Annotated in this window: 14 protein-coding genes; 8 read left to right on the forward strand and 6 right to left on the reverse strand. The window is 68.8% G+C overall.

The window, feature by feature from the left end; all coding sequences use genetic code 11:
- Positions 1–14 precede the first annotated feature (14 nt).
- From iolD to AB7E03_RS15545, 6 genes are read right to left on the reverse strand one after another with little or no spacing between them, the layout of a single operon-like run.
- Positions 15–1,910: a 3D-(3,5/4)-trihydroxycyclohexane-1,2-dione acylhydrolase (decyclizing) gene (gene iolD / locus AB7E03_RS15520; RefSeq protein WP_489942234.1), complete on the reverse strand. Its 1,896-nt coding sequence runs from the start codon at positions 1,908–1,910 to the stop codon at positions 15–17.
- Positions 1,907–2,824, reverse strand: a complete 918-nt coding sequence (gene iolB, locus AB7E03_RS15525; protein WP_489942235.1) for a 5-deoxy-glucuronate isomerase — start codon at positions 2,822–2,824, stop codon at positions 1,907–1,909. Before iolB ends, iolD begins: the two co-directional genes overlap by 4 nt.
- 4 nt (positions 2,825–2,828) lie before the next feature.
- Complete coding sequence (locus AB7E03_RS15530) at positions 2,829–4,334, reverse strand: CoA-acylating methylmalonate-semialdehyde dehydrogenase (protein ID WP_489942236.1); 1,506 nt, start codon at positions 4,332–4,334, stop codon at positions 2,829–2,831.
- Positions 4,331–5,311 (reverse strand): class I fructose-bisphosphate aldolase, encoded by a 981-nt coding sequence (locus AB7E03_RS15535; RefSeq protein WP_489942237.1) that lies wholly within the window; start codon positions 5,309–5,311, stop codon positions 4,331–4,333. Before AB7E03_RS15535 ends, AB7E03_RS15530 begins: the two co-directional genes overlap by 4 nt.
- The gene (gene iolC / locus AB7E03_RS15540) at positions 5,298–6,272 is read right to left on the reverse strand and encodes a 5-dehydro-2-deoxygluconokinase (RefSeq protein WP_489942238.1); all 975 of its coding nucleotides are present in this window, start codon (positions 6,270–6,272) and stop codon (positions 5,298–5,300) included. Before iolC ends, AB7E03_RS15535 begins: the two co-directional genes overlap by 14 nt.
- Before the next feature lie 37 nt (positions 6,273–6,309).
- The gene (locus tag AB7E03_RS15545) at positions 6,310–7,521 is read right to left on the reverse strand and encodes an ROK family transcriptional regulator (RefSeq protein WP_489942239.1); all 1,212 of its coding nucleotides are present in this window, start codon (positions 7,519–7,521) and stop codon (positions 6,310–6,312) included.
- A gap of 242 nt (positions 7,522–7,763) precedes the next feature.
- Between AB7E03_RS15545 and AB7E03_RS15550 the strand changes: the two genes are divergently transcribed.
- The 8 genes from AB7E03_RS15550 to AB7E03_RS15585 are packed head-to-tail and all read left to right on the forward strand — an operon-like array spanning position 7,764 to position 21,343.
- Complete coding sequence (locus AB7E03_RS15550) at positions 7,764–9,104, forward strand: ABC transporter substrate-binding protein (RefSeq protein WP_489942240.1); 1,341 nt, start codon at positions 7,764–7,766, stop codon at positions 9,102–9,104.
- Positions 9,104–10,048 (forward strand): carbohydrate ABC transporter permease, encoded by a 945-nt coding sequence (locus AB7E03_RS15555; protein ID WP_489942241.1) that lies wholly within the window; start codon positions 9,104–9,106, stop codon positions 10,046–10,048. The genes AB7E03_RS15550 and AB7E03_RS15555 overlap by 1 nt, the downstream gene beginning before the upstream one ends.
- Before the next feature lies 1 nt (position 10,049).
- Positions 10,050–10,958 (forward strand): carbohydrate ABC transporter permease, encoded by a 909-nt coding sequence (locus AB7E03_RS15560; protein ID WP_489942242.1) that lies wholly within the window; start codon positions 10,050–10,052, stop codon positions 10,956–10,958.
- Between the two features lie 8 nt (positions 10,959–10,966).
- Entirely contained in the window at positions 10,967–12,130 is a 1,164-nt protein-coding gene (locus tag AB7E03_RS15565) for a Gfo/Idh/MocA family protein (protein ID WP_489942243.1), read from the forward strand.
- Entirely contained in the window at positions 12,127–12,942 is an 816-nt protein-coding gene (locus tag AB7E03_RS15570; protein WP_489942244.1) for a ThuA domain-containing protein, read from the forward strand. The genes AB7E03_RS15565 and AB7E03_RS15570 overlap by 4 nt, the downstream gene beginning before the upstream one ends.
- Before the next feature lie 59 nt (positions 12,943–13,001).
- A complete protein-coding gene (locus AB7E03_RS15575; protein ID WP_489942925.1) occupies positions 13,002–15,968 on the forward strand; it encodes an alpha-mannosidase in 2,967 nt (988 codons plus the stop codon).
- Between the two features lie 10 nt (positions 15,969–15,978).
- Positions 15,979–19,113, forward strand: coding sequence for a glycoside hydrolase family 2 TIM barrel-domain containing protein (locus AB7E03_RS15580; RefSeq protein ID WP_489942245.1), 3,135 nt, complete (start codon positions 15,979–15,981; stop codon positions 19,111–19,113).
- A gap of 34 nt (positions 19,114–19,147) precedes the next feature.
- A complete protein-coding gene (locus tag AB7E03_RS15585) occupies positions 19,148–21,343 on the forward strand; it encodes an alpha-galactosidase (protein ID WP_489942246.1) in 2,196 nt (731 codons plus the stop codon).
- The last annotated feature ends 2 nt before the right edge of the window (positions 21,344–21,345 follow it).

Here is a 21,345-nt window from a genome sequence, read left to right on the forward strand (position 1 = left end):
GGGCGAGGTCGCGCTCAGCCGAGCAGCGGCCGCTGGTGCGCCCGTTCTTCCTCGTAGCGCCCGCGTGCTTCGTGTGTGCTCGCGAGCGTGGATGCTTCCGCGACCGGCACATCCCACCAGCCTTCGCCGTCGGGGGAGTAGTCGAGCGGGTCGCTGTTGATGTGGATCAGCGTCGTACGATCTGAGGCTTTCGCCTCGGCCAGCGCGGCGCGGAGTCGATCGATGGCATCCCGGCCCGGAGTCACGTCGATGACGTCCACACCGTAGCTGCGCGCGTTGGCCGCCAGGTCGATGGGAAGCACCTCCGCTCCGTCGAAGCCGTGGTCCGCATCCTGCCGGCGATATCTCGTGCCATAGCGTTCCGAGCCGATGGTCTCGCTGAGGTGACCGATCGACGCATAGCCGTGGTTCTGGATGAGGACGACGATGATCTTGATCCCTTCGGCGACCGCCGTGACGAGTTCGGTGTGCAGCATCAGATAGGAGCCATCGCCGACCATGACGATGACGTCCCGGTCGGGGGCCGCGCGCTTGACGCCCAGCCCGCCGGCGATCTCGTAGCCCATGCACGAGAAGGCGTACTCGACGTGGTAACCCAGCGCATCCCGCACTCGCCACAGCTTGTGCAGGTCGCCGGGAAGCGAGCCGGCCGCTTGGACGACCACGTCCCGCGGGTCCGTCGCGCTCTGGACGGCGCCGATGATCTCGGACTGGCCGGGCACCTCGGCGCCCGACGCTGCGAATGCGGTGTCGACCGTCGCATTCCATTCGGAGGTCAGGCGGCGGAGTTCGGCCGCGAACATGTCCTCGACGCGGTAGCCGGCAAGCTCCCGTCGGAGCGCGAGCAGAGTCTCGCGCGCGTCGGCGATCACTGCAAGCTGGGACCCGTGCTTGTACGCGTCGAAGGATGCGACGTTGATGTTCACGAAGACGACGTCGGGGTTCTGGAACGCCGTTCGGCTCGCGGTGGTGAAATCGCTGTACCGGGTGCCGATGCCGATCACCACATCCGCCTCGGCCGCCGCCCGGTTGGCGGGCATCGATCCGGTCGCCCCCACACCACCGAGGTACTGCGGGTGGTCCCACACGAGGGAGCCGCCACCGGCCTGGGTCGAGCCGACCGGGATCCCCGTCGCTTCGGCCAGGTCGCGAAGGGCGTCCTCGGCTCCGGAGTACAGGACGCCGCCGCCCGCGACGATGAAGGGCCGCGACGCGCTGCGGATGGCGGCGACGGCGCGATCGAGGGCCCCGCGCTCGGGCAGTGGCCGGCGAAGATGCCACTCACGGTCCTGCAGGAAAGCGATCGGCACGTCGAGCGCCTCGGCCTGAACGTCCTCCGGGAGCGCGATCGTCACGGCTCCCGTCTCCGCCGGGTCGGTCAGGACGCGCATCGCCTGAAGGGCGATCGAGTACAGCTGCTCGGGCCTCTGGACGCGGTCGAAGAAGCGTGACAGCGGACGGAAGGCGTCGTTGACGGTCACGCCGGTGTCGTGCGGCAGTTCGAGCTGCTGGAGTACGGGGTCGGCGACGCGGGTCGCGAACGTGTCGCTCGGCAGGAGCAGCGCGGGGAGGCGGTTCGCCGTCGCCAGAGCGGCCCCGGTCAGCATGTTCGCCGCCCCAGGGCCCACCGACGCCGCACTCGCCATCGTTCCGAGACGTCGGCGCATCCGGGCGTATCCCACGGACTGGTGGACCATGGCCTGCTCGTTGCGCGCCTGGTAATAGGGCATCAGCCCGGGCTGATCGTGATCCAGCTGCTTGAGCGCCTGACCGACGCCGGCGACGTTGCCGTGTCCGAAGATGCCGAAGGTTCCCGCGATCGTGCGCTCGCGGTGGTCGCCGTCCACGGTCCACTGGTGGGCGAGGAATTCGACGAGAGCCTGGCTGACGGTCATCCTGCGGGTGGTCATCGATTTTCTCCAGTTCGGTCGTCCGGTGACAGGTAGGGGAGCCGCGGATCGATGTCCTGGCCGTCCCACGTACCGCGGACCCAGCTGTGCGCCGGATCGTCGCTGATGTTCCACACGCGCTCCGGGTCGGGCCCCGCCATCACGTTGAGGTAGTAGAGGTCGTAGCCGGGCGCGGCGACGCATGGTCCGTGCCAGCCGTACGGGACGAGACCGATGTCACCGGTGCGTACCTCGGCGAGAGTGTCGATCTCGCCGGCGGCCGAGGAGTAGGTCCGCAGATAACCGAACGCGTCGGCATCCTGGGGAGCGAGTCCGGGCGGCACGGAGCGGGACACCGCGGTCTCGAAGTAGTAGATCTCCTCGAGCCGTGACTCGCCCTCGTCCTGGACGTCGTGCTTGTGCGGAGGGTACGACGACCAGTTCTCCGCCGGCGTGATGACCTCGCAGACGATGAAGCGGTCGGCAGCGAGAGTCTGCGGCGTGCCGAAGTTGTGGACCTGCCGGCTCGAGCGGCCCGCCCCGCGCAACTCCACCGGCACCTCGTCGCGCTCGATGCGACGGGTGGGGTACGCGACCGACGCCGGGGCTTCTGCGACGGCCACCCGACCCTGCCCGCTGATCGTCGCAGCGGAACCGGTCGACACGTAGAGGACGTCGGTGGGTCCGTCGAACACCGAGGAGCGCCCGGCCAGCTCTGTGACGCCGTCGTCGTGGCTCACGGTGAAGCTGCCGCCGAGGGGAACGACGAGGCGCTCCACCGCGTCCGACCCGAGTGACAGGACGTCCCCCGGCGCGAGCTCCGCGATCCGCAGGCCCGTGTGCCGCCATCCGGCGACACGGCCGTCGACGACGGATTCCCACCCGTCCCGCGCCAGCCCACCGCGCGGGAAGAACCATTCGTTCCGCCGAGTCATCGGATCAGTCGTGCTCGGGGAAGCCGAGGTTGATGCCGCCGTGGCTCGGGTCGAGCCAGCGCGAGGTGATGGCCTTCTGCTGGGTGAAGAACTTCACGCCCTCGGCGCCGTGCGCTTTCGTGTCCCCGAACAGCGAGTCCTTCCAGCCGCCGAAGGAGAACGTCGCAACCGGCACCGGGATGGGCACGTTGATGCCGATCATGCCGACCTGGACCTGGTTCTGGAAACGGCGGGCCGCGCCGCCGTCGTTGGTGAAGATCGCGGTTCCGTTTCCGAATGCACCCGAGTTGATCAGGCCCACACCTTCGTCGAAGCTCTTCACGCGGACGATCGAGAGCACCGGTCCGAAGATCTCCTCGGTGTAGACGCGCGAGGTGGTGGGGACGTCGTCGATCAGCGTCGGGCCGAGCCAGAAGCCGTTCTCGTCGCCGTCGACCTCCACCTCACGACCATCGATGACGATGGTTGCGCCGTCTTCCGCCGCGATGTCGATGTACGAAGCCACCTTGTCCCGGTGCGCCTCGGTCACGAGGGGACCCATGTCGCAGGAACGGCGCCCGTCGCCGACGGTCAAGCCGGCCATCCGTTCGGTGATCTTCTCGATCAGCGCGTCGGCGACCGGTTCGACGGCCACGACGACGGAGATCGCCATGCAGCGCTCGCCCGCGGAGCCGAAGCCGGCGTTGATGGCACTGTCGGCCACGAGGTCGAGGTCCGCATCCGGAAGCACCAACATGTGGTTCTTCGCGCCGCCCAGGGCCTGAACCCGCTTGCCATGGGCTGTTCCGGTTTCGTAGACGTACTTGGCGATCGGCGTCGAGCCCACGAACGAGACCGAGGCGACATCCGGGTGGGTGAGGAGGCCGTCGACCGCCTCCTTGTCACCGTTCAGCACGGTGAAGACGCCGTCGGGGAGCCCGGCCTCCTGCCACAGCCGGGCCAGCCAGATCGCTGCCGACGGGTCCTTCTCCGACGGCTTCAGGATGAAGCAGTTGCCCGCCGCGATCGCCACGGGGAAGAACCACATGGGTACCATCGCCGGAAAGTTGAACGGCGAGATGACCGCGACCACGCCGAGCGGCTGGCGGGTGGAGTACACGTCGACGCCGGTCGAGACCTGCTCGGAGTATTCGCCCTTCAGGTGATGTGCGAGGCCTGTCGCGAACTCGACGACCTCCTGGCCGCGCGAGATCTCGCCGAGCGCGTCGGAAAGGACCTTGCCGTGCTCCGAGGTGATGATCTCGGCCAGTTCGTCCTTGCGGCCGTCCAGCAGCTCCCGGAATCGGAACATGATCTGCTGGCGGCGTGCGAGGGACAGGTCGCGCCACGCCGGAAATGCGGCCGTGGCGGACGCGATCGCCGCGTCGATCTCCTCCTGGTTGGCGAGGGCGACCTCCTTGGTCACGACGCCGAGCGCCGGGTCGTAGACGGGGCTCGTGCGGCCGCTGGACGACGGGGACTCCGCGCCGTCGATCCAGTGCGGGACCACGGTGGCAGTACTGGTCTTCATGACACTTCCTTTGTGAGAACCGGCTTTGTGAGAACCGGCGCCGCCAACGACGCGGTGGAGGTGTGGACGAGCGCGGCGGCTCTGTCGACGGCTGCGGCGACGTCGTGGTCGGACGGGTAGATGAGACTTCGGCCCGCGACCAGCCCTCGCACCCCGGGTAGGCGCAGCGCGCCCTCCCACAGCTCGAAGACTTCTTCCTCCGCGGCCCGGGCTTCCCCGCCGAGCAGAAGGGTCGGCATGGTGGTGGCGGCCATCACGCGCTCCATATCGGGCACCACAGGAAGCTTCAACCAGGTGTAGACGGAACTCGTTCCGAGTCCCGCGGCGATCGCGATGGAGCGGATGACCGCGTCGGTGCTGAGGTCGTTGACCACCTTGCCGTCCACCCAGTCGCTGACGAAAGGCTCGAGCATGATCGGCACCCGGGCCCGTGCGGCTTCGTTGACGGCTCGTGCGTTCGCTTCGATCGTGGCTGCCGAGCCGGGGTCGGCGAAATTGATGCGGAGCAGGGTCTTGGCGAAATCCAGGCCATCCCGTACGATTCCCGCGATGTCGTACGCGGTGAAGCGGTCGTCCATCTCGAAGGACGCATGCCGGAGGCCCCCGCGGTTCATCGACCCGACGACGACCTTGTCGTCGAGGAGGCCGAGGAGCGCCAGGTCGTCGATGATGTCGGGAGTGCCGAGCACCCCGTCCACGCCCGGCCGGCTGAGCGCGGTCGCCAGGCGGTCGAGCAGATCGTAGCGGTCGGCCATCGCCAGCTCGTCGCCGCGGATCCCGAGCGCACCCCGCGCGGGGTGGTCTGCGGCGACGATGAAGAGCCGGCCGTCGCCATGGATCAGGGGACGGCGCCGGCGTGAGGCGAGCACCGCGCGCAACCGCGCCGGGTCCTCCGCCCGCGTGCGACGGAGGCGGTCGAAGTCCGGCTCGCTCAATCGCGCCGCTCCGACCGGCGACGTACCGTCAACGCTCAGCATGTGCGTCCCCGACCAGGAGGGCGTCCACCTCGGCCGTGGTCGGCATGGCCGTGGAGCATTCACGGCGTGACGCCACGATGGCACCCGCGACGTTGGCGAAGCGCAGAATCCGTTCGAGGTCCCAGCCCTCGAGGAGTCCGTGGCACAACGCCCCGCCGAAACCATCGCCGGCCCCGAGGCCGTTCACCACCGCGACCGGGAACGGCGGGACTTCCACCGTCTCGGTTCGCGTCTTCGCCAGAACGCCTCTCGGTCCCTGCTTCACGATCGCGAGTTCGACTCCCCGCTCGAGCAGAGCATCCGCCGCCCGGAGCGGATCGGTTTCACCGACCGCCACCTCGCATTCCTCCCGATTGCCGACGGCGACCGTGACGTGAGGGAGGGCCCGCCCGATCTCCTCCGTCGCATGCGTGGGCGAATCCCAGAAGATCGCACGGTAGTCGAGGTCCAGGATGGTGAACTCACGTCGGCTCCTGGCCTGCCACGCGCGATGATGGGCGCCGCGGCTCGGTTCTTCAGTGAGCCCCGTCACCGTCGCCCAGAAGATCCGGGCACGCGAGATCGCCTCCAGGTCGAGCGACTCCGCGGTGATGGCCAGGTCGGGCGCCTTCGGCTTTCGATAGAAGTAGATGGGGAAGTGGTCTGGAGGGAAGATCTCGCAGAACGTGACCGGCGTCGGGAGCTCGTGGGCGACACCGACGAACCGGTCCGAAACCCCCAGGCGGCCAAGTTCCCGGTGCACATAGCGGCCGAACGGATCGCCGCCGGTGGCCGAGATGAGCGCGGCACTGCGCCCGTGGCGCGCAGCTGCAACGGCCACGTTGGCCGCGCTGCCCCCGAGGTACTTGCCGAAGGTGTCGACGTCTTCGAGTCCGACGCCGTCCTGCAGCGGGTAGAGGTCGACACCGACTCTGCCCATGGTCAGCACGTCATAGGCGTCATCGGATAGTTCCTGCTTCACGCGGCTTACCCTACTATGTACTGACAAGAGAACATAATCATTCCATCAGGAGGACGCTGGCGTGCGGAGCGAGGAAGTGGTCCATCACCAGTTCAGCCGCGCCCAGCGCGGCGATCTGCTCGCTCAGCGCCGAGCCGACGACCTGAAGCTCGTCGCGCGAGACGACGAGTTCGTCGCGGACCGCATCCTCGACCAGGGGCAGGAACACGGCGCTGAGCCGGTTCCACATGGGGCCGCCGAGCACCACCCGAGGCACATCGAGGAAATTGACGAGCACGCCGACGCCGACCGCGACCCGGCGTGCGGCGCGCTCCAGGATGAAGGACGCCGTCGGATTCCCGCCCGCGGCGAGCTCCGACAGCGTGGTGCAGGCGTCGTCGAGCGCCAGGTAGTCGTTCAGGTCGGGCAACGGGATCACGCCGGCCTGCGCCGCCTGGATGACCAGCGCTTCGGGAACGCAGGCCGCGGCGAGTCCTCCGCGACGCCCTCCCCAGCCGAGGTCCTCGGCCGCGGGGTCGACGAGGATGTCGCCGATCTCGCCGATGTTGTTGCTGCCGCCGCGGAGTACCTGGCCGCCGAAGACGACCGAGGCGCCGACTCCGGAGCCGAGATAGAGGAACAGGAAGTCGGGGCTGGCCGAGCTGCGCAGCTCGGCCGTGGCCGCCGCCGTGACGTCCTTGTCGAGAAGCACCGGCATCCCGGTGGCGTCATGCAGATCGGCTCGCAGGTGCACATCGCGCCAGGTGGGAAGCTGCGGAGGGCGCAGTACGACGCCGGTGCGGACATCCAGCGGCCCGGGGGCGGCGATCCCGAGGCCCAGCACTCGGTCGCGGTCGATCCCGAACTCGCGGATCAGCCGGCCCGTGCTGACGGAGATGAGCGAGGTCATGTCGTTGGGGCTGGACGGCTGCGGGATGCGCAGCTGCTGGCGGTGGCGCACCTGACCGGCGACGTCGACCAGCACCAGCGTCAGGCGGGCGGGGTCGATATGCACGCCGACGGCGAAGGCGCCGTCGCCGTTCACGGTCAGGGGGATGCTCGGGCGCCCGCGGAGCACTTCGGTCGGCGGGCTCTCGACCACCATTCCGGCGTCGATCAGACGCCGGGCGATGTTCGAGACGGTCTGCGAGGCGAGTCCCGAACTGCGCTGCAGCTCTGCCCTGCTGGTGCCGGGATCGCGACGGATCAGGTCGAGGATGACGGCCTGGTTGTAGTCGGCCAGGCGGGGGAGGTTCGTGCCTCGAAGCATGTCGCCCTCCCGTTTCGACCGTCCGGCCGGGTCGGCCTTCGTTGCCGTCCCTGCGGATTATTCTATCGAGTAGAGTCACTGGCAAAACACCCGCGTTATCGGCAAAGGCGTCGCGGCAAGAGCCGTACACGGCGCGGAAAATCGCTTGACGCACATCAGAACTATGTCCTAACATTCGGACGAAGGCTTTGTCCCATCGATTCGGCAAAGTAGCCAACGGGGCAAGCAGGAGAGGCACCGCAATGAAGCGCACCCGCGTTATCGCCGCCCTCGCCGTCAGCATCGTCGCGGTAGCCGGGCTGAGCGCCTGCTCACCCGGCGGCAGCAACAGCGGTGGGCCCACGACCATCACGGTCATGGAGTATCAGCAGACCCGTATCGACTCGATGAAGAAGCTGCTCCCCGGCTTCGAGGCGGCGATGAAGAAGCAGGGCAAGGACATCAAGGTCAAGCTGGTGGCCGATGTTCTGACCGACGACCAGTTCAAGACCAAGATCACCCAGCAGCTCATCGCGGGCCAGGCGCCCGACCTCATCGACATGGGCGACAGCCTGGTTCCCGGATTCGCCGGCGCCGGCTACCTCGCACCGATCGACGACTACCTGAACAAGTGGAGCGGCTGGAGCCACTACTACCCGCAGTTCAAGAAGGCGATGGTCCGCCAGGACGGGCACATCTACGCCCTCGTGCACGACACCGGTGTCCAGAACCTCTTCTACCGCAAGGACATCCTCACCTCCCTGGGCATCGACACCAGCCAGCCCAAGACGTGGGACGACCTGATCTCGCGCCTCGAGCAGGTGAAAGCGAAGACGGGTGACACTCCCATCGTGATCCCTGCCGGCACGGCGTGGGGCGGCGGCGCGTGGAACGAGGGCTTCCAGCCCATCCTCGGCGGCACCGACAAGGACTACTACAACCTGAAGTCGGGCAAGTGGGACCTCAAGAGCAGCGGGTTCCCGGCGGTCTTCGACCTGTACAGCACGCTCACCACCAAGGGTCTCCTGCCGGTGCAGGACCTGGAGAACCCGAACCCGTGGGAGCCCACCAAGTATGACAAGTTCCCAGCCGGCAAGATCCAGGTCGCGGCGCAGGGCACCTGGGGCTGGAAGTACGACTGGGGCCCTGAGGGCGCAACGCCCATCCCGGACCTGACCACCAAGGTCGACACCTGGCAGTACCCGGCGCTCCGCAGCGGTGACAAGCCCTTCGGCTGGAGCGGACTCGGCTTCGGCTACGCCACCCCGGAGAAGTCGAAGCACAAGGACGAGGCCATGCTGCTGGCTCAGTACCTGTCGAGCGGCACGGCGCTGGCCGACCAGCTGGTCGCCTCCGGCGCAGCCGCGCCGCGCGACGACCTGGCGAACGTCAAGCCGTACGCCGACGAGCCCAAGCTGATCCAGGCCGGCAAGGACCTCAGCACGAGTGTCTATGTGCCGACCGGCGACGGTTCCGACCAGATCGCCCAGGCGATCGCCAGCTCGACCGAGCTGATCCTCAATGGCAAGGCCGACGGCAAGCAGGCCTACGAGGCGTTCGTCAAGGACGCCACCGACCTGCTCGGCCCCAATCTGGTGAAGTAGTGACTTCGATCACCGACGTACCCGTCTCGGCGGCGGCGGCCTCACGGCCGCCGTCGCCGCGGCGGCGCGGAAGACGGCGCTCCTGGCCGCTGCTGCTGATCCTGCTCGGCCCGGGTGTCGCGCTGATCCTGTTGTTCATCGTGGTGCCCGCCGTCTACGGCATCTACCTCAGCTTCACGAACACCCAGCTCACCGGCTTCGCCGCGCGCGACCCGAAGTTCGTCGGCCTCGACAACTATTCGTATCTGCTGACCAGCGCCGACTTCCTCTCGTCCCTCGGTCACACCGGCCAGTTCGTGCTCTACTCGGCGATCATCGGCCAGACCGTACTCGGGATGGTCGCGGCGATCCTGCTCAGCCGGCCGTGGGTGCGCGGAAAGGGCATCTTCGGCGCCGCGATCCTGATGCCGATGGTGGTTCCGGAGGTGGTGGCCTCGCTCGCCTGGGCGAGCGTGCTCTCCAACGGGCCGGCAGGCACACTCAATCAACTGACCGGGATCTTCGGTGCCGGGCCCACGGACTGGCTCCAGGTGGTGCCGATGGTGTCGATCATCATCGTCAACATCTGGCGCGGCATCGCCTTCGCGATGATCATGTTCCAGGCGGCGCTGGAGGATGTGCCCGTCGAGTTGATCGAGGCGGCCCGGATCGACGGCGCGCGGGCGCTGCAGGTGTTCCGCTACGTCACTCTCCCGCTCATCCGCGGCCCGGTGTTCCTGTACCTGCTGCTGACGACGATCAGCACGGTCGGCGTGTTCGGGCTGGTCTACTTCCTCACCCAGGGCGGCCCGGCGGGCCAGACCCGCCTTGCCGCGATCTACATCTACGAGCGCGCGCTGCAGTTCTCGCAGGTCGGCATCGGCAGCGCCGCGTCGATGATCCTCCTCGCGATCGTCCTGGTCCTCGGAATCGTCTACGTGCGGCTCTCGAAAGTCGAGGTGTGAAATGACGACTCTGACCAGTCGCAACGTGACTCCGGACGCGGCAGCCACCGGAACCGCCGCTCCGGGCCGCCGCTTCAGGAGGCGCCCCCTCACTCCGGTCGACCGGGTGCAGCGGGTCCTCGGCTACCTGCTGCTCGTGATCCTGGCGCTGTTCTGCCTGGTGCCGTTTGCGTGGGTGATCCTCAGCTCCGTCGACAGCCACGCCGGCCCGAACGTTCAGCTCCCCGCGCTGTCGTTCGACAACTTCGTGCGCTTCTTCACGAACTCGGGGACGCCGCAGCTGCTCATCAACAGCCTCATCATCGGCATCGGCGCGACCGTGCTGAACCTCGTCCTGGGCGTGGCCGGAGGCTACGCCCTCGCCCGCTTCTCGTTCCCCGGTCGCCGTACCTTCATGTACGGGATCCTCCTGATCCGGGTCATCCCGGCTCCGGCGACGATCGTCCCGCTCTACCTGATCATGGTGAACCTTCAGCTCACGAACACACTGTTCGGGCTGATCCTGGTCGAGGCGGTGCTGCAGCTCCCGATCACGCTGTGGCTGCTGAAGGGCACCATCTCCGCGGTGCCGATCGAACTCGAGGAAGCGGCCTGGGTGGACGGCAACACCCGCTTCCAGGCGATCTGGCGGGTCGTCCTCCCGTTGGTGGGTCCCGGTCTCGGCGCCGCCGCGATGCTGACGTTCATGAACGTCTGGGGCGACTTCCTCACCCCGCTCGTGATGCTGCAGAGCCAGGAGCTGTACCCGCTGTCGATCGGTCTGTTCCGGGCGTTCAGCGAGCACAACCAGGTGGACTGGGGTCTGCTCGCCGCCAGCGCCATCGTCTACGTGGCGCCGCCCGCCATCCTCTACGTCTTCGTGCGCAAGCACCTCCTCCGCTCCAGCCTCGGCGGCGCGGTGAAAGGATGACCCCTCCGATGAACGACTCCACCGAGGGCAGCGGCCCGTCGGACGGCCGTCTGCCTGTCGTCGTCGTCGGCGCCGGCGCCATGGGCGGCGAGTGGATCAGGATGCTCGCGCGGTCGCCGCACGCGGTCCCGGTCGGCGTCGTCGACCTCGACGTCGCACTCGCCACCTCGACCGCGGCCTCCGCGGGCCTCGACGACGTCGTGGTGGGGGCCTCCGTCGCGGAGGTCGCCGAGCGTGCCGGAGCCGAGGCCGTCATCAACGTGACCGTGCCGCAGGCCCACCGCGTCGTGAACGAGCAGGCGCTCCGTGCGGGCTTGCCGGTGCTGTGCGAGAAGCCTCTCGCCCCGACGGTCGCCGAGGCGCTCCGCCAGATCGCCCTCGCGGATGTCACGGGGGAACTGCTGATGGTGAGCCAGTCCCGCCGGTACTTCAACCACCTGGCCGCGTTTCGAAGTGCCGTCAACGCCCTCGGCCCGCTCGGGGCTGTGACCGCGCAGTTCTTCCACGCCGATCACGAGCCCGGTTTTCGGGAGCAGATGGCGCATCCACTGCTCGTGGACATGTCCATCCACCACTTCGACCAGCTGCGCTACCTGAGCGGCGACGAGCCGGTCGCGGTCCGCTGCAGCTCGTGGAACCCGGCATGGAGCTGGTTCGCCGGCGACGCGGCGGCGTCTGCCGAGTTCGAACTCGCCTCCGGTGCGCGCTTCGTCTACGCCGGCAGCCGGTGCACGCCGGGCCTGCAGACCTCGTGGAACGCCGACTGGCGCGTCCATGCGGAGCGAGGGGCCGCTGCCTGGGACGGCGACGATGTCGTGCGGGTGGAGGCCGAGGGCGTCGGAATCGAGATCCCGGACGGCCGCGAGGGGATCGAGGGATCCCTGGAGGAGTTCGTCTCCGCCCTGCGGTCAGGCACCACCCCGCAGAACGAGGTGCGGGCGAACGTGCTCAGCCTCGCGATGGTCGAGGGCGCGATCCGGAGCAGTGAGCGCGGCGGCGAGCGGGTCGTCGTCGCCGAGCTGCTCGAGGAATCGCTCGCCCAGGCCATCGCCGACGAGCGGAGCGACGATGTCGCCGCCCTGCTCACGTCATGGAACAGCGCTGCCGACGGTATCGCAACACCGGCCTGGGGTTCCGCTCCGGCCACGATCGCGTCAGGAGGCGCCCGATGACCAGTACCCAACCGATCCAAGTCGTCGTCTGGGGCGAGAACCGCCACGAGCAGGTGAACCCCGTCGTCCGGGGCATCTACCCGGACGGCATGCACTCCACCATTGCCGACGGGATCAGGGCGCTGCTCGGAGAGGACGTGACGGTCTCCACCCGGGTGCTCGACGAGCCCGAGCACGGCATGACCGAGGAGACCCTCGCGGAGACGGACGTGCTGCTCTGGTGGGGCCACACGGCGCACGACGAGGTGGATGACGAGGTCGTCGACCGCATCCACCGCCACGTCCTGGAGGGGATGGGCATCATCGTCCTGCACTCCGGGCACCATTCCAAGATCTTCCGCCGGCTCATGGGGACGACCTGCAGCCTGCGCTGGCGCAACGACGCCGACCGTGAACTGGTGTGGACCATCTCGCCGCGGCATCCCATCGCGGAAGGCGTGCCCCAGCCGATCGTCATCCCTGGGCAGGAGATGTACGGCGAGTTCTTCGACATCCCTGAGCCCGACGAGCTCGTGTTCATCAGCAGCTTCTCCGGGGGCGAGGTGTTCCGGAGCGGTGTGACCTACCGCCGCGGCTACGGACGTGTCTTCTACTTCAGCCCAGGAGACGAGGTGTTCCCGGTCTATCACCAGCCCGAAGTGCAGCGCGTGATCGCGAACGGCGTCCGCTGGGCCCGTCCCGAGCGGGCGCGCGAGCCCTACGTCGTGACGCCGATGTACCTCACGGGCGAGTTCGACCGTCCGGTGCTGCCGTCGCCCGACGGCCTCGTCGACTACTACACCCGCGAGCCCATCGCGTCGCGGGAGAGCTGAGCGTGGCGGAGGAGTTCAACCCGAACGGACGGTCGCGCCTGGACGCCGAGACGCTCGCCATGCAGCGCGTGCGCCGGTTCACACGTTTCCGCATCCAGCCGGCCCTCTACCGCGAGTCGCGCCCCGTCTCCATCGCCAGGTGGCAGGTCGACGGGGAGCCGGTGCCCTTCGCGGAGGCGGTGAACCGGCCGTTCGAGCCCGTCGAGGTTGGCGCCGCCTGGGGGCGGCCGTGGGACACGGTCTGGTTCGACGTCCGAGGCGAGGTTCCCGCCGACTGGCCGACCGATGAGACGGAGCTCGTGGTCGACCTCGGCTTCACCGGGGAGCAGCCCGGCTTCCAAGCTGAAGCGACGGCGTACCGTCCCGACGGCTCGATCGTGAAGGCGATCGAGCCCTTCAACGCGTGGGTGCCGCTCCCCGCCGGTTCGTTCCGGCTGCTGCTGGAGGCGGCGGCGAACCCGATGATCCAGGTGCCGTACGAGTATGAGCCGACGCCGCTGGGCGACAAGGCCACCGCAGGCGTGGACCCGATCTACCGGGTGGCGCGGCTCGAGATCGCTCGGCGCGACCTCGGGGTGTGGGAGCTGCTGCAGGATGTGGTCACCCTCGACGGTCTCGTCGAGGTGTTGCCTCGGGACGGTGCCAGGCGCGCGCAGATCGTGCACGCGCTGGAACGGATGGTCGACGCGATGGACCCCGACGACGTGTCCGGGACGGCCGCCGCCGGACGGGACGCGCTCGCCGCGGTGCTCGCCGCGCCCGCCGCATCCAGTGCCCTCCGGGTCTCCGCCGTCGGCCACGCGCACATCGACTGCGCCTGGCTGTGGCCGACGCGCGAAACGGTCCGGAAGGTCGCCCGGACGTTCGCGAACGTGCTCGACCTCATCGAACGCGACCCGGAGTTCGTCTTCGCGGCGTCCTCCGCCCAGCAGTACGCCTGGCTGAAAGACAGCCAGCCCGAGCTGTTCGAGCGGGTGCGCGCGGCGGTGGCTGCTGGGCGCATCCGACCGGTCGGCGGGATGTGGGTCGAGTCCGACACCAACATGCCCGGCGGCGAGGCGCTGGCCCGCCAGTTCGTGATGGGCAAGCAGTTCTTCCTTGAGGAGTTCGGGATCGAGAGCGACGAGGTCTGGCTTCCCGACTCCTTCGGGTACAGCGCTGCGCTCCCTCAGATCGCGCGCGCGGCCGGGGCGCGGTATTTCGTGACCCAGAAGCCGTCGTGGAACGAGACCAACCGGATCCCGTTCTCGAGCTTCCAGTGGGAGGGCATCGACGGGTCGCGGGTGTTCACGCACCTTCCGCCGGCCGACACCTACAACTCCGACCTCGGGGCGCTCGATCTGGCACGCACCGAGCGGACGTTCAGCGAGAAGGGCTCGGCACGCGAGGTGCTCGGCTTGTTCGGCTGGGGCGACGGCGGCGGGGGACCCACGCGCGAGATGCTCGCCCAGGCCGCCCGCAAGCGCGACCTCGAGGGATCGCCGCGCGTCGTGCTGTCCGATCCGCACACGTTCTTCGCCGCGGCCGAGGCCGAACTCACGAACCCGCCGGTCTGGGTCGGCGAGCTGTACCTCGAACTGCACCGCGGCACCCTCGTCTCGCAGCAGGCGACCAAGCGTGGTAACCGGCACAGCGAGGCGCTGCTGCGGCAGGCTGAGCTGTGGGCCGCGACGGCGGCCATCCTTCGCGGTACGCCGTACCCCTATGCGGAACTGCAGGATGCCTGGCGCACGGTGCTGCTCCAGCAGTTCCACGACATCCTGCCGGGCAGTTCCATCGCCTGGGTGCACCAGGACGCTGAGGCGGCCTACGAACGGGTCGCGGCGATCCTCGGTGGGATCATCGATTCGTCTCTCGTCGCTCTCGCCGGCGACGGGGACGTCCCGCTCGCGGCCAACGCCGGGCCGCTCCCGCAGCAGGGCATCCCGGCGATGGGCATCGGGCAGGCGTCCGCTCTCGAGCCCGTGGTGCCGCGCGTCGAAGCCGACGTGTTCGTGCTCGAAGACGACGCCCTCCGGGTTGCCGTCGACACGAGGGGCACCCTGGTCTCGGTACGGGATCTGGTCGCCGACCGCGAGGTGCTGCCCGAGGGGATGGCCGGCGGGGTGCTGCAGCTTCTGCGTGACACTCCCCGCGAATGGGACGCCTGGGACATCAACGAGGAGGACCAGCACTCCGGACGAGAACTTCTCGAGCCCGTTACGGTGGGCATCGACGGAGATGCGGTAGCCGTCCGGCACGAATTCGGCGCGTCGATTGTGGACCTGCGGATCCGGCTGGTCGACGGTCGCGTCGATTTCGCGTTCGAGATCGACTGGCACGAGTCGCAGAAGCTGCTCAAGCTCGCCTTCCCGCTCGACGTGCGAGCCGAGCGAGCGGCATCCGAGATCCAGTTCGGCCATCTGCACCGCCCCATCCACCGCAACACTTCGTGGGATGCCGCACGGTTCGAGACCGTCGCGCATCGCTGGGTCCAGGTGGGGGAGCCGGCCTGGGGTGTCGCGATCGCCAATGACGTGGTCTACGGCCACGACATCCGCACCGTGGCGGCGCCCTCGGGACGACCGATGGCGATGGCGAGACTGTCGCTGCTGCGGGCGCCGCTCTATCCGGACCCGGGCGCCGACCAGGGTGCGCACAGCTTCACGGTGAGTCTGCGGCCCGGGGGCATCCCCGAGGCGATCGAGGACGGCTACCGGCAGAGCCTGCCGCCGCGACCGACGCGCGGCACGCCGGTGGCGCCCCTGATCTCGGTCTCCGACCCGGCCGTCATCGTCGAGGCGGTCAAGCTGGCGGAGGACGGCAGCGGTGACCTCGTGGTGCGGCTGTACGAGGGGCACGGCGACCGTTCGTCGGCGACGGTGACGACCTCGATCGACTGGGATGCGGTGGAGGCGACCGACCTGCTGGAGCGTCCCGTCGAGACGGCCGCCATCCTCTCGTCGTCGCAGCGTCGGCTCGAGCTGGATCTCCGTCCGTTCGAGCTTCTGACCGTGAGATTCCGTGCGCCGCGCGCCGCGGAGTGAAGGAAGACACATGCAGGAGACGGTTCACTACCTCAACGACGTCGGCCCCGGAAGGGGCCGACGTCGCGCGGCCCGATCGTGGCTGCACTCGGATGCGCCGACCATCTCGCTGAACGGCGATTGGCGGTTCCGCCTCCTGACCGGGGTCCCCTGCAGCCTGGGAGCGCCCGACGCCCTGCCCGCGGGTGAGGGGCCCGAGTCGTTCGCAGACCCGGCATTCGATGACTCGGGCTGGGACGACCTGCCCGTCCCCAGTCACTGGGTGCTGCACGGGGAAGGTCGGTACGGTTCGCCGCAGTACACCAACGTGCAGCTGCCGTTCCCGCAGGATCCACCGTTCTCACCCGACGAGAATCCGACCGGCGACCACCGTCGTACGTTCTCGCTGCCCGCGGGGTGGCTCGACCGGGACGTCTACGAGGCGGTCGCGCTGCGCTTCGACGGGGTCGAGTCCCGCTACAGGGTCTGGCTGAACGGAACAGAGATCGGCGTCGGCACCGGGTCGCGACTGGCGCAGGAGTTCGACGTGACGGAGGCGCTCAGGGAGGGTCTCAACACGCTCGCCGTGCGCGTGCACCAATGGTCCGCGTCCACCTACATCGAGGACCAGGACCAGTGGTGGTTGCCGGGCATCTTCCGCGACGTGACGCTGCAGGCGCGTCCGCTCGGCGGGATCGAGGACCTGTGGGTGCGGGCGGGATACGACCAGCGGAACGGCGCCGGAGTCCTGGAGACGGAGCTCCGCGCGGAGGACGAAGCCTTCCCGGTGCGGCTCCGGATCCCCGGCCTCGGCATCGATGTGGAATGGGCGGACGCCTCCGCGGTCACGCCGATCCGAATCGGGGAAGTCCAGCCGTGGACGGCAGAAAGCCCCCGGCTGTACGACGCGACCCTGGTCAGCCGGGGAGGCGCGGAGACGATCGCGCTACGGCTGGGGTTCCGAACCGTCGAGATCGTGGGCGACCGCTTCCTCGTCAACGGGAGACGGGTCGTGCTGCACGGGATGAACCGGCACGAGACCCATCCGGACCTGGGTCGTGGATTCGACGAGGAATTCGTCCGCCGCGACCTCGAGTTGATGAAGCGCCACAACGTGAACGCGATCCGCACGGCCCACTACCCGCCGCATCCTCGGGTGCTCGACCTCGCCGATGAGCTCGGGTTCTGGGTGATGCTGGAGTGCGACATCGAGACGCACGCCTTCCACCACGGTGGCAGCCAGTTCGAGCCGGGAACAGACGAATGGATGGACAACCCGAGCGAGGATCCGGCCTGGCGGGCGACCTACCTCGACCGCATCGAGCGCACGGTCGAACGGGACAAGAACCATCCCAGCATCGTGATGTGGTCGCTCGGAAACGAGTCCGGTACCGGCGCGAACCTCGCGGCGATGGCGGAGTGGGTCCATGCACGCGATCCTGAGCGGCCGGTCCACTATGAAGGCGATCACGCCGGCGATTACACCGATGTCTACTCGCGGATGTACGCCTCCATCGCCGAGGTGGAGAGCATCGGCAGCGAGTCGACAGCGCTGCTTCTGAACGCATCCGGGGCGCAGTCCGCACGCCAGCGCACAAAGCCGTTCCTCCTCTGCGAGTACGTGCACGCGATGGGCAACGGTCCGGGTGGGATCGAAACCTACGAGAACCTGGTGGACCGGTTCCCCCGTCTCCACGGTGGTTTCGTGTGGGAGTGGCGCGACCACGGCATCCGTACCCGCACACCCGACGGAGTCGAGTTCTTCGGATACGGCGGAGACTTCGGCGATAGCGGTGTGCACGACGGCCACTTCTGCATGGATGGCATGGTCATGTCCGACGGCACCCCGACGCCGGGATTGGTGGAGTTTGCCGCGGTGACCGCACCCATCCGCTTCGCCATCGATGTCGTCGAGCAGAACGTGAGAGTGACGGTCAGCAACCTGCGTCATTCAGCGGACACCGGTGACCTGGTCTTTGCCTGGCGGATCGAGCGCGACGGCTCGACGATCGCTACCGGCGTGCTCGACGTCGCGGGTCCTGACGGCCGTCCACTGCCCGCGGGCGAGTCCGTCGTGGTCGATGTGGTGCTCAACGAGAACCTTCTGGCCAGGGGCCTGGGCGAGGTCTGGTTCACCGTCACGGCGGCGCTCACGGCCGACACGCCGTGGGCGGCGGCGGGCCACGCGCTCGCCGCATCACAGGCTCCTCTGCCGTCCGCGCCCCAGGAGCCCGTCTCGGCTACGTCGCCGGCCGCAGTGAGGCGTCCGGGCCGCCGGCAGCCGTTGGAGGTCACCGGTCGCTACGCACTCGGCCCGGCCGAGTTCGCGGACGGGCGGCTGATCGCCCTCGCTGGTACTCCCGTCACCGGCCCGCGCCTTCAGCTGTGGCGCGCTCCGACCGATAACGACGGCGGATCGCACATGGGGAGTTACGACGTCAGCGACCCGATGGAGGGTCGTGGGCTCGGGGTCCCCGGGCCTTCGTACGCGTCGCTCTGGCGAGAGGCAGGGCTCGACCGGCTGCGTTCTCGCGTCCTCGACGTCACGAGGACCGCTGACACTCTCGAACGGCGAACCCGCTGGGCCGCTGCCGACACACGTGTCGCTGTGACGCTCGACGAATCGTGGGAGACGGACGGAACGACGGTACGGCTCAGCGTGCAGCTGATCCCGAGCTCCCGGTGGAACATCGTCTGGCCGCGTCTCGGAGTCCGTTTCGACCTGCCGCTCGAGGTCGATGAGGCCCAGTGGTTCGGCACGGGGCCGGGGGAGTCGTATCCGGACTCGCGGCGGGGTGTGCTCGTCGGTCGCTATCGGGCCGGGATCGACCAGCTGACCGTTCCGTACGCGTGGCCGCAGGAGAGCGGCCACCGCAGCGATCTGCGACGGCTCGACCTCCTCGCGCGGGGACGTGAATGGCTCCGGATCGATGCGGAACAGGATGCGCGCGGCCGACGACCGGGCTTCACCCTCGCACGACACACTGCCGAGGAGGTGGGCGTAGCGACCCACCAGCACGAGCTGCCCGCTCGGGTTGCGACGTATCTTTATCTCGACGCCGCTCAGAACGGACTCGGATCGCGCGCCTGCGGCCCCGACGTCTGGCCGGATGCCCTCCTGCGTCCAGAAGCCCGTTCGCTCGGCTTCCGATTCGCGGCCCTGTGACACGCTGACCATGCACCTCGACGATGGAGATTCCGTGCCGAAGACCACCCCAGCCTCGCCGGATCTGCTGCTGCACCTCAGCGCGGGCGGCGTCAGTGTCGTGCTCGACGCCACGGCGGCGCGGCTGCCGTCGGTCGTGCACTGGGGAGCATCGCTCGGTCCGCAGACCGCCGAGAGCGTGAGCGCGCTGGCCGCCGCCGCCCAGGAGCCGGACACCGGGAACGTGGTCGATCAGGCCGTGCGGGTGGCCATCCTCCCTGAGCACCACGCCGGGTGGGAAGGCCGGCCCGGCCTCGCGGGCCACCGGAGCGGTGCCGGCTGGTCGCCGCTGTTCACGGTCGCGTCCGTCGCCGTCGTCACCGCCGACGGCACCCAGCCGCGACGCGACGGGCGCCTCGTGGACGCGGGCCCGGCCATCGTCACGTTCCACGCGCAGGATCAGGTGGCGGGGCTGGGTCTCACGCTGGAGTTCGAATTCCTGGCGAGTGGGCTGCTCCGTGCCCGTGCGACCGTGAGCAACCTCGGGCATGGCGTCTACGCGCTGACCGAACTGAACATCGCCCTTCCGCTTCCGGCACGCGCCCGCGAGATCCTCGACTTCGCCGGCCGCTGGAGCAAGGAGCGCATCCCGCAGCGCAGCGAACTCGTCGTCGGTACTCACGAACGCGAAGGCCGGAAGGGTCGGACCGGTTCCGACGCAGCCACGGTCCTGAGCGTCGGCACGCCGGGTTTCGGGTTCGAGCACGGAGAGGTCTGGGGCGTCCACGTCGCCTTCAGCGGCAATCACCGGCACTACGCGGAGCGCCTCTCCACAGGATCGCAGGTGGTCGGCGGGGGCGAGTTGCTGCTCCCGGGCGAGATCCTGCTCGATGAGGGCGCGAGTTACCGCGGGCCGTGGCTCTACGGCGCCTACGGGAACGGGCTGGACGATCAGGCGCATCGCTTCCACCGCTTCCTGCGGGCGCGCGGGACACACCCGTCCCGCCCTCGCCCGGTCACGCTCAACGTCTGGGAGGCCGTCTACTTCGACCACGATGTGGACCGGCTGATCGGCCTCGCCGATCGTGCGGCGGGCGTTGGCGTCGAGCGCTATGTCCTCGACGACGGCTGGTTCGCGGGTCGCCGGGACGACACCCGGGGCCTGGGCGACTGGACCGTGGACGCCGACGTCTGGCCGAATGGTCTCGGGCCCCTCGTCGACCACGTCCGGGGGCAGGGCATGGAGTTCGGGCTCTGGTTCGAACCGGAGATGGTCAACGAGGACAGCGAGCTGGCTCGGGCGCATCCCGAGTGGATCATGCAGACCGGTGGCCGCCTCCCGATCCGGTCCCGGAACCAGCAGGTCCTGAACCTGGGGATCCCTGAGGCGTACGAGCACGTCCTCGACCGGATGACGAGCATCCTCACCGAGTACGACATCGCTTACATCAAGTGGGATCACAACCGCGACCTGATCGACGCGGGTACGTTCCCGACGGGCGCGGCCGGCGTGCATGAACAGACGCTGGCCGCTTACCGACTGATGGACGAGCTGAAGCGTCGTTTTCCCGGGCTCGAGATCGAATCGTGCTCCTCGGGCGGGGGCCGAGTCGACCTCGGCGTCCTGGAACGGACCGACCGCGTCTGGGTCAGCGACTGCGTCGATCCGCTCGAGCGCCAGCAGATGAACCGCTGGACGATGCAGCTCCTCCCGGCCGAGCTCCTCGGATCGCACGTCGGCTCAGGAGTGAACCACACGACCGGGCGTGCCCACGAGCTCTCGTTCCGAGCGGGAACGGCGGTGTTCGGCCACTTCGGCATCGAATGGGACCTCGCGCGAGCGGGCGAGCGCGACATCCACGACCTCGCCGACTGGGTCGAGTTCTATAAGCAGCACCGCGCCCTGCTGCACAGCGGCGACCTCGTGCGTGCGGACGAGATCGATCCCGCCTTCCAGCTGTATGGAGCGGTATCCGCCGACAAGACGGAGGCGCTCATGTTCCTCGCCTTCGTGGGCCGATCGGACGAATCTCCGCACGGCCGGTTCACGCTGCCGGGCCTCGACCCCGACAAGCGCTACCGCGTGGCTCCGGTGATCGTCGGCACGCCTGACCGCGGGCGCGCCGAACCGCAGTGGTACGGGGACGGGTCAGGAGTGGTGCTCAGCGGTCGGGCGCTCGGAGTGGCCGGGCTCCAGATCCCGCGGTCGCTCCCGGAGCGAGTGGTCATTCTCCACGTCACCACGGCCTGACG

The organism is Leifsonia sp. RCC_180 (genome assembly GCF_058138205.1).

Bases quoted from the DNA above. Each gene is read 5' to 3' on its own strand.
- AB7E03_RS15570 (WP_489942244.1), top strand. From the start codon at position 12,127: ATGACCAGTACCCAACCGATCCAAGTCGTCGTCTGGGGCGAGAACCGC.
- iolB (WP_489942235.1), bottom strand. From the start codon at position 2,824: ATGACTCGGCGGAACGAATGGTTCTTCCCGCGCGGTGGGCTGGCGCGG.
- AB7E03_RS15535 (WP_489942237.1), bottom strand. From the start codon at position 5,311: ATGCTGAGCGTTGACGGTACGTCGCCGGTCGGAGCGGCGCGATTGAGC.
- iolD (WP_489942234.1), bottom strand. From the start codon at position 1,910: ATGACCACCCGCAGGATGACCGTCAGCCAGGCTCTCGTCGAATTCCTC.
- AB7E03_RS15565 (WP_489942243.1), top strand. From the start codon at position 10,967: ATGAACGACTCCACCGAGGGCAGCGGCCCGTCGGACGGCCGTCTGCCT.
- AB7E03_RS15530 (WP_489942236.1), bottom strand. From the start codon at position 4,334: ATGAAGACCAGTACTGCCACCGTGGTCCCGCACTGGATCGACGGCGCG.
- AB7E03_RS15550 (WP_489942240.1), top strand. From the start codon at position 7,764: ATGAAGCGCACCCGCGTTATCGCCGCCCTCGCCGTCAGCATCGTCGCG.
- AB7E03_RS15575 (WP_489942925.1), top strand. From the start codon at position 13,002: ATGCAGCGCGTGCGCCGGTTCACACGTTTCCGCATCCAGCCGGCCCTC.
- AB7E03_RS15545 (WP_489942239.1), bottom strand. From the start codon at position 7,521: ATGCTTCGAGGCACGAACCTCCCCCGCCTGGCCGACTACAACCAGGCC.
- AB7E03_RS15580 (WP_489942245.1), top strand. From the start codon at position 15,979: ATGCAGGAGACGGTTCACTACCTCAACGACGTCGGCCCCGGAAGGGGC.
- AB7E03_RS15560 (WP_489942242.1), top strand. From the start codon at position 10,050: ATGACGACTCTGACCAGTCGCAACGTGACTCCGGACGCGGCAGCCACC.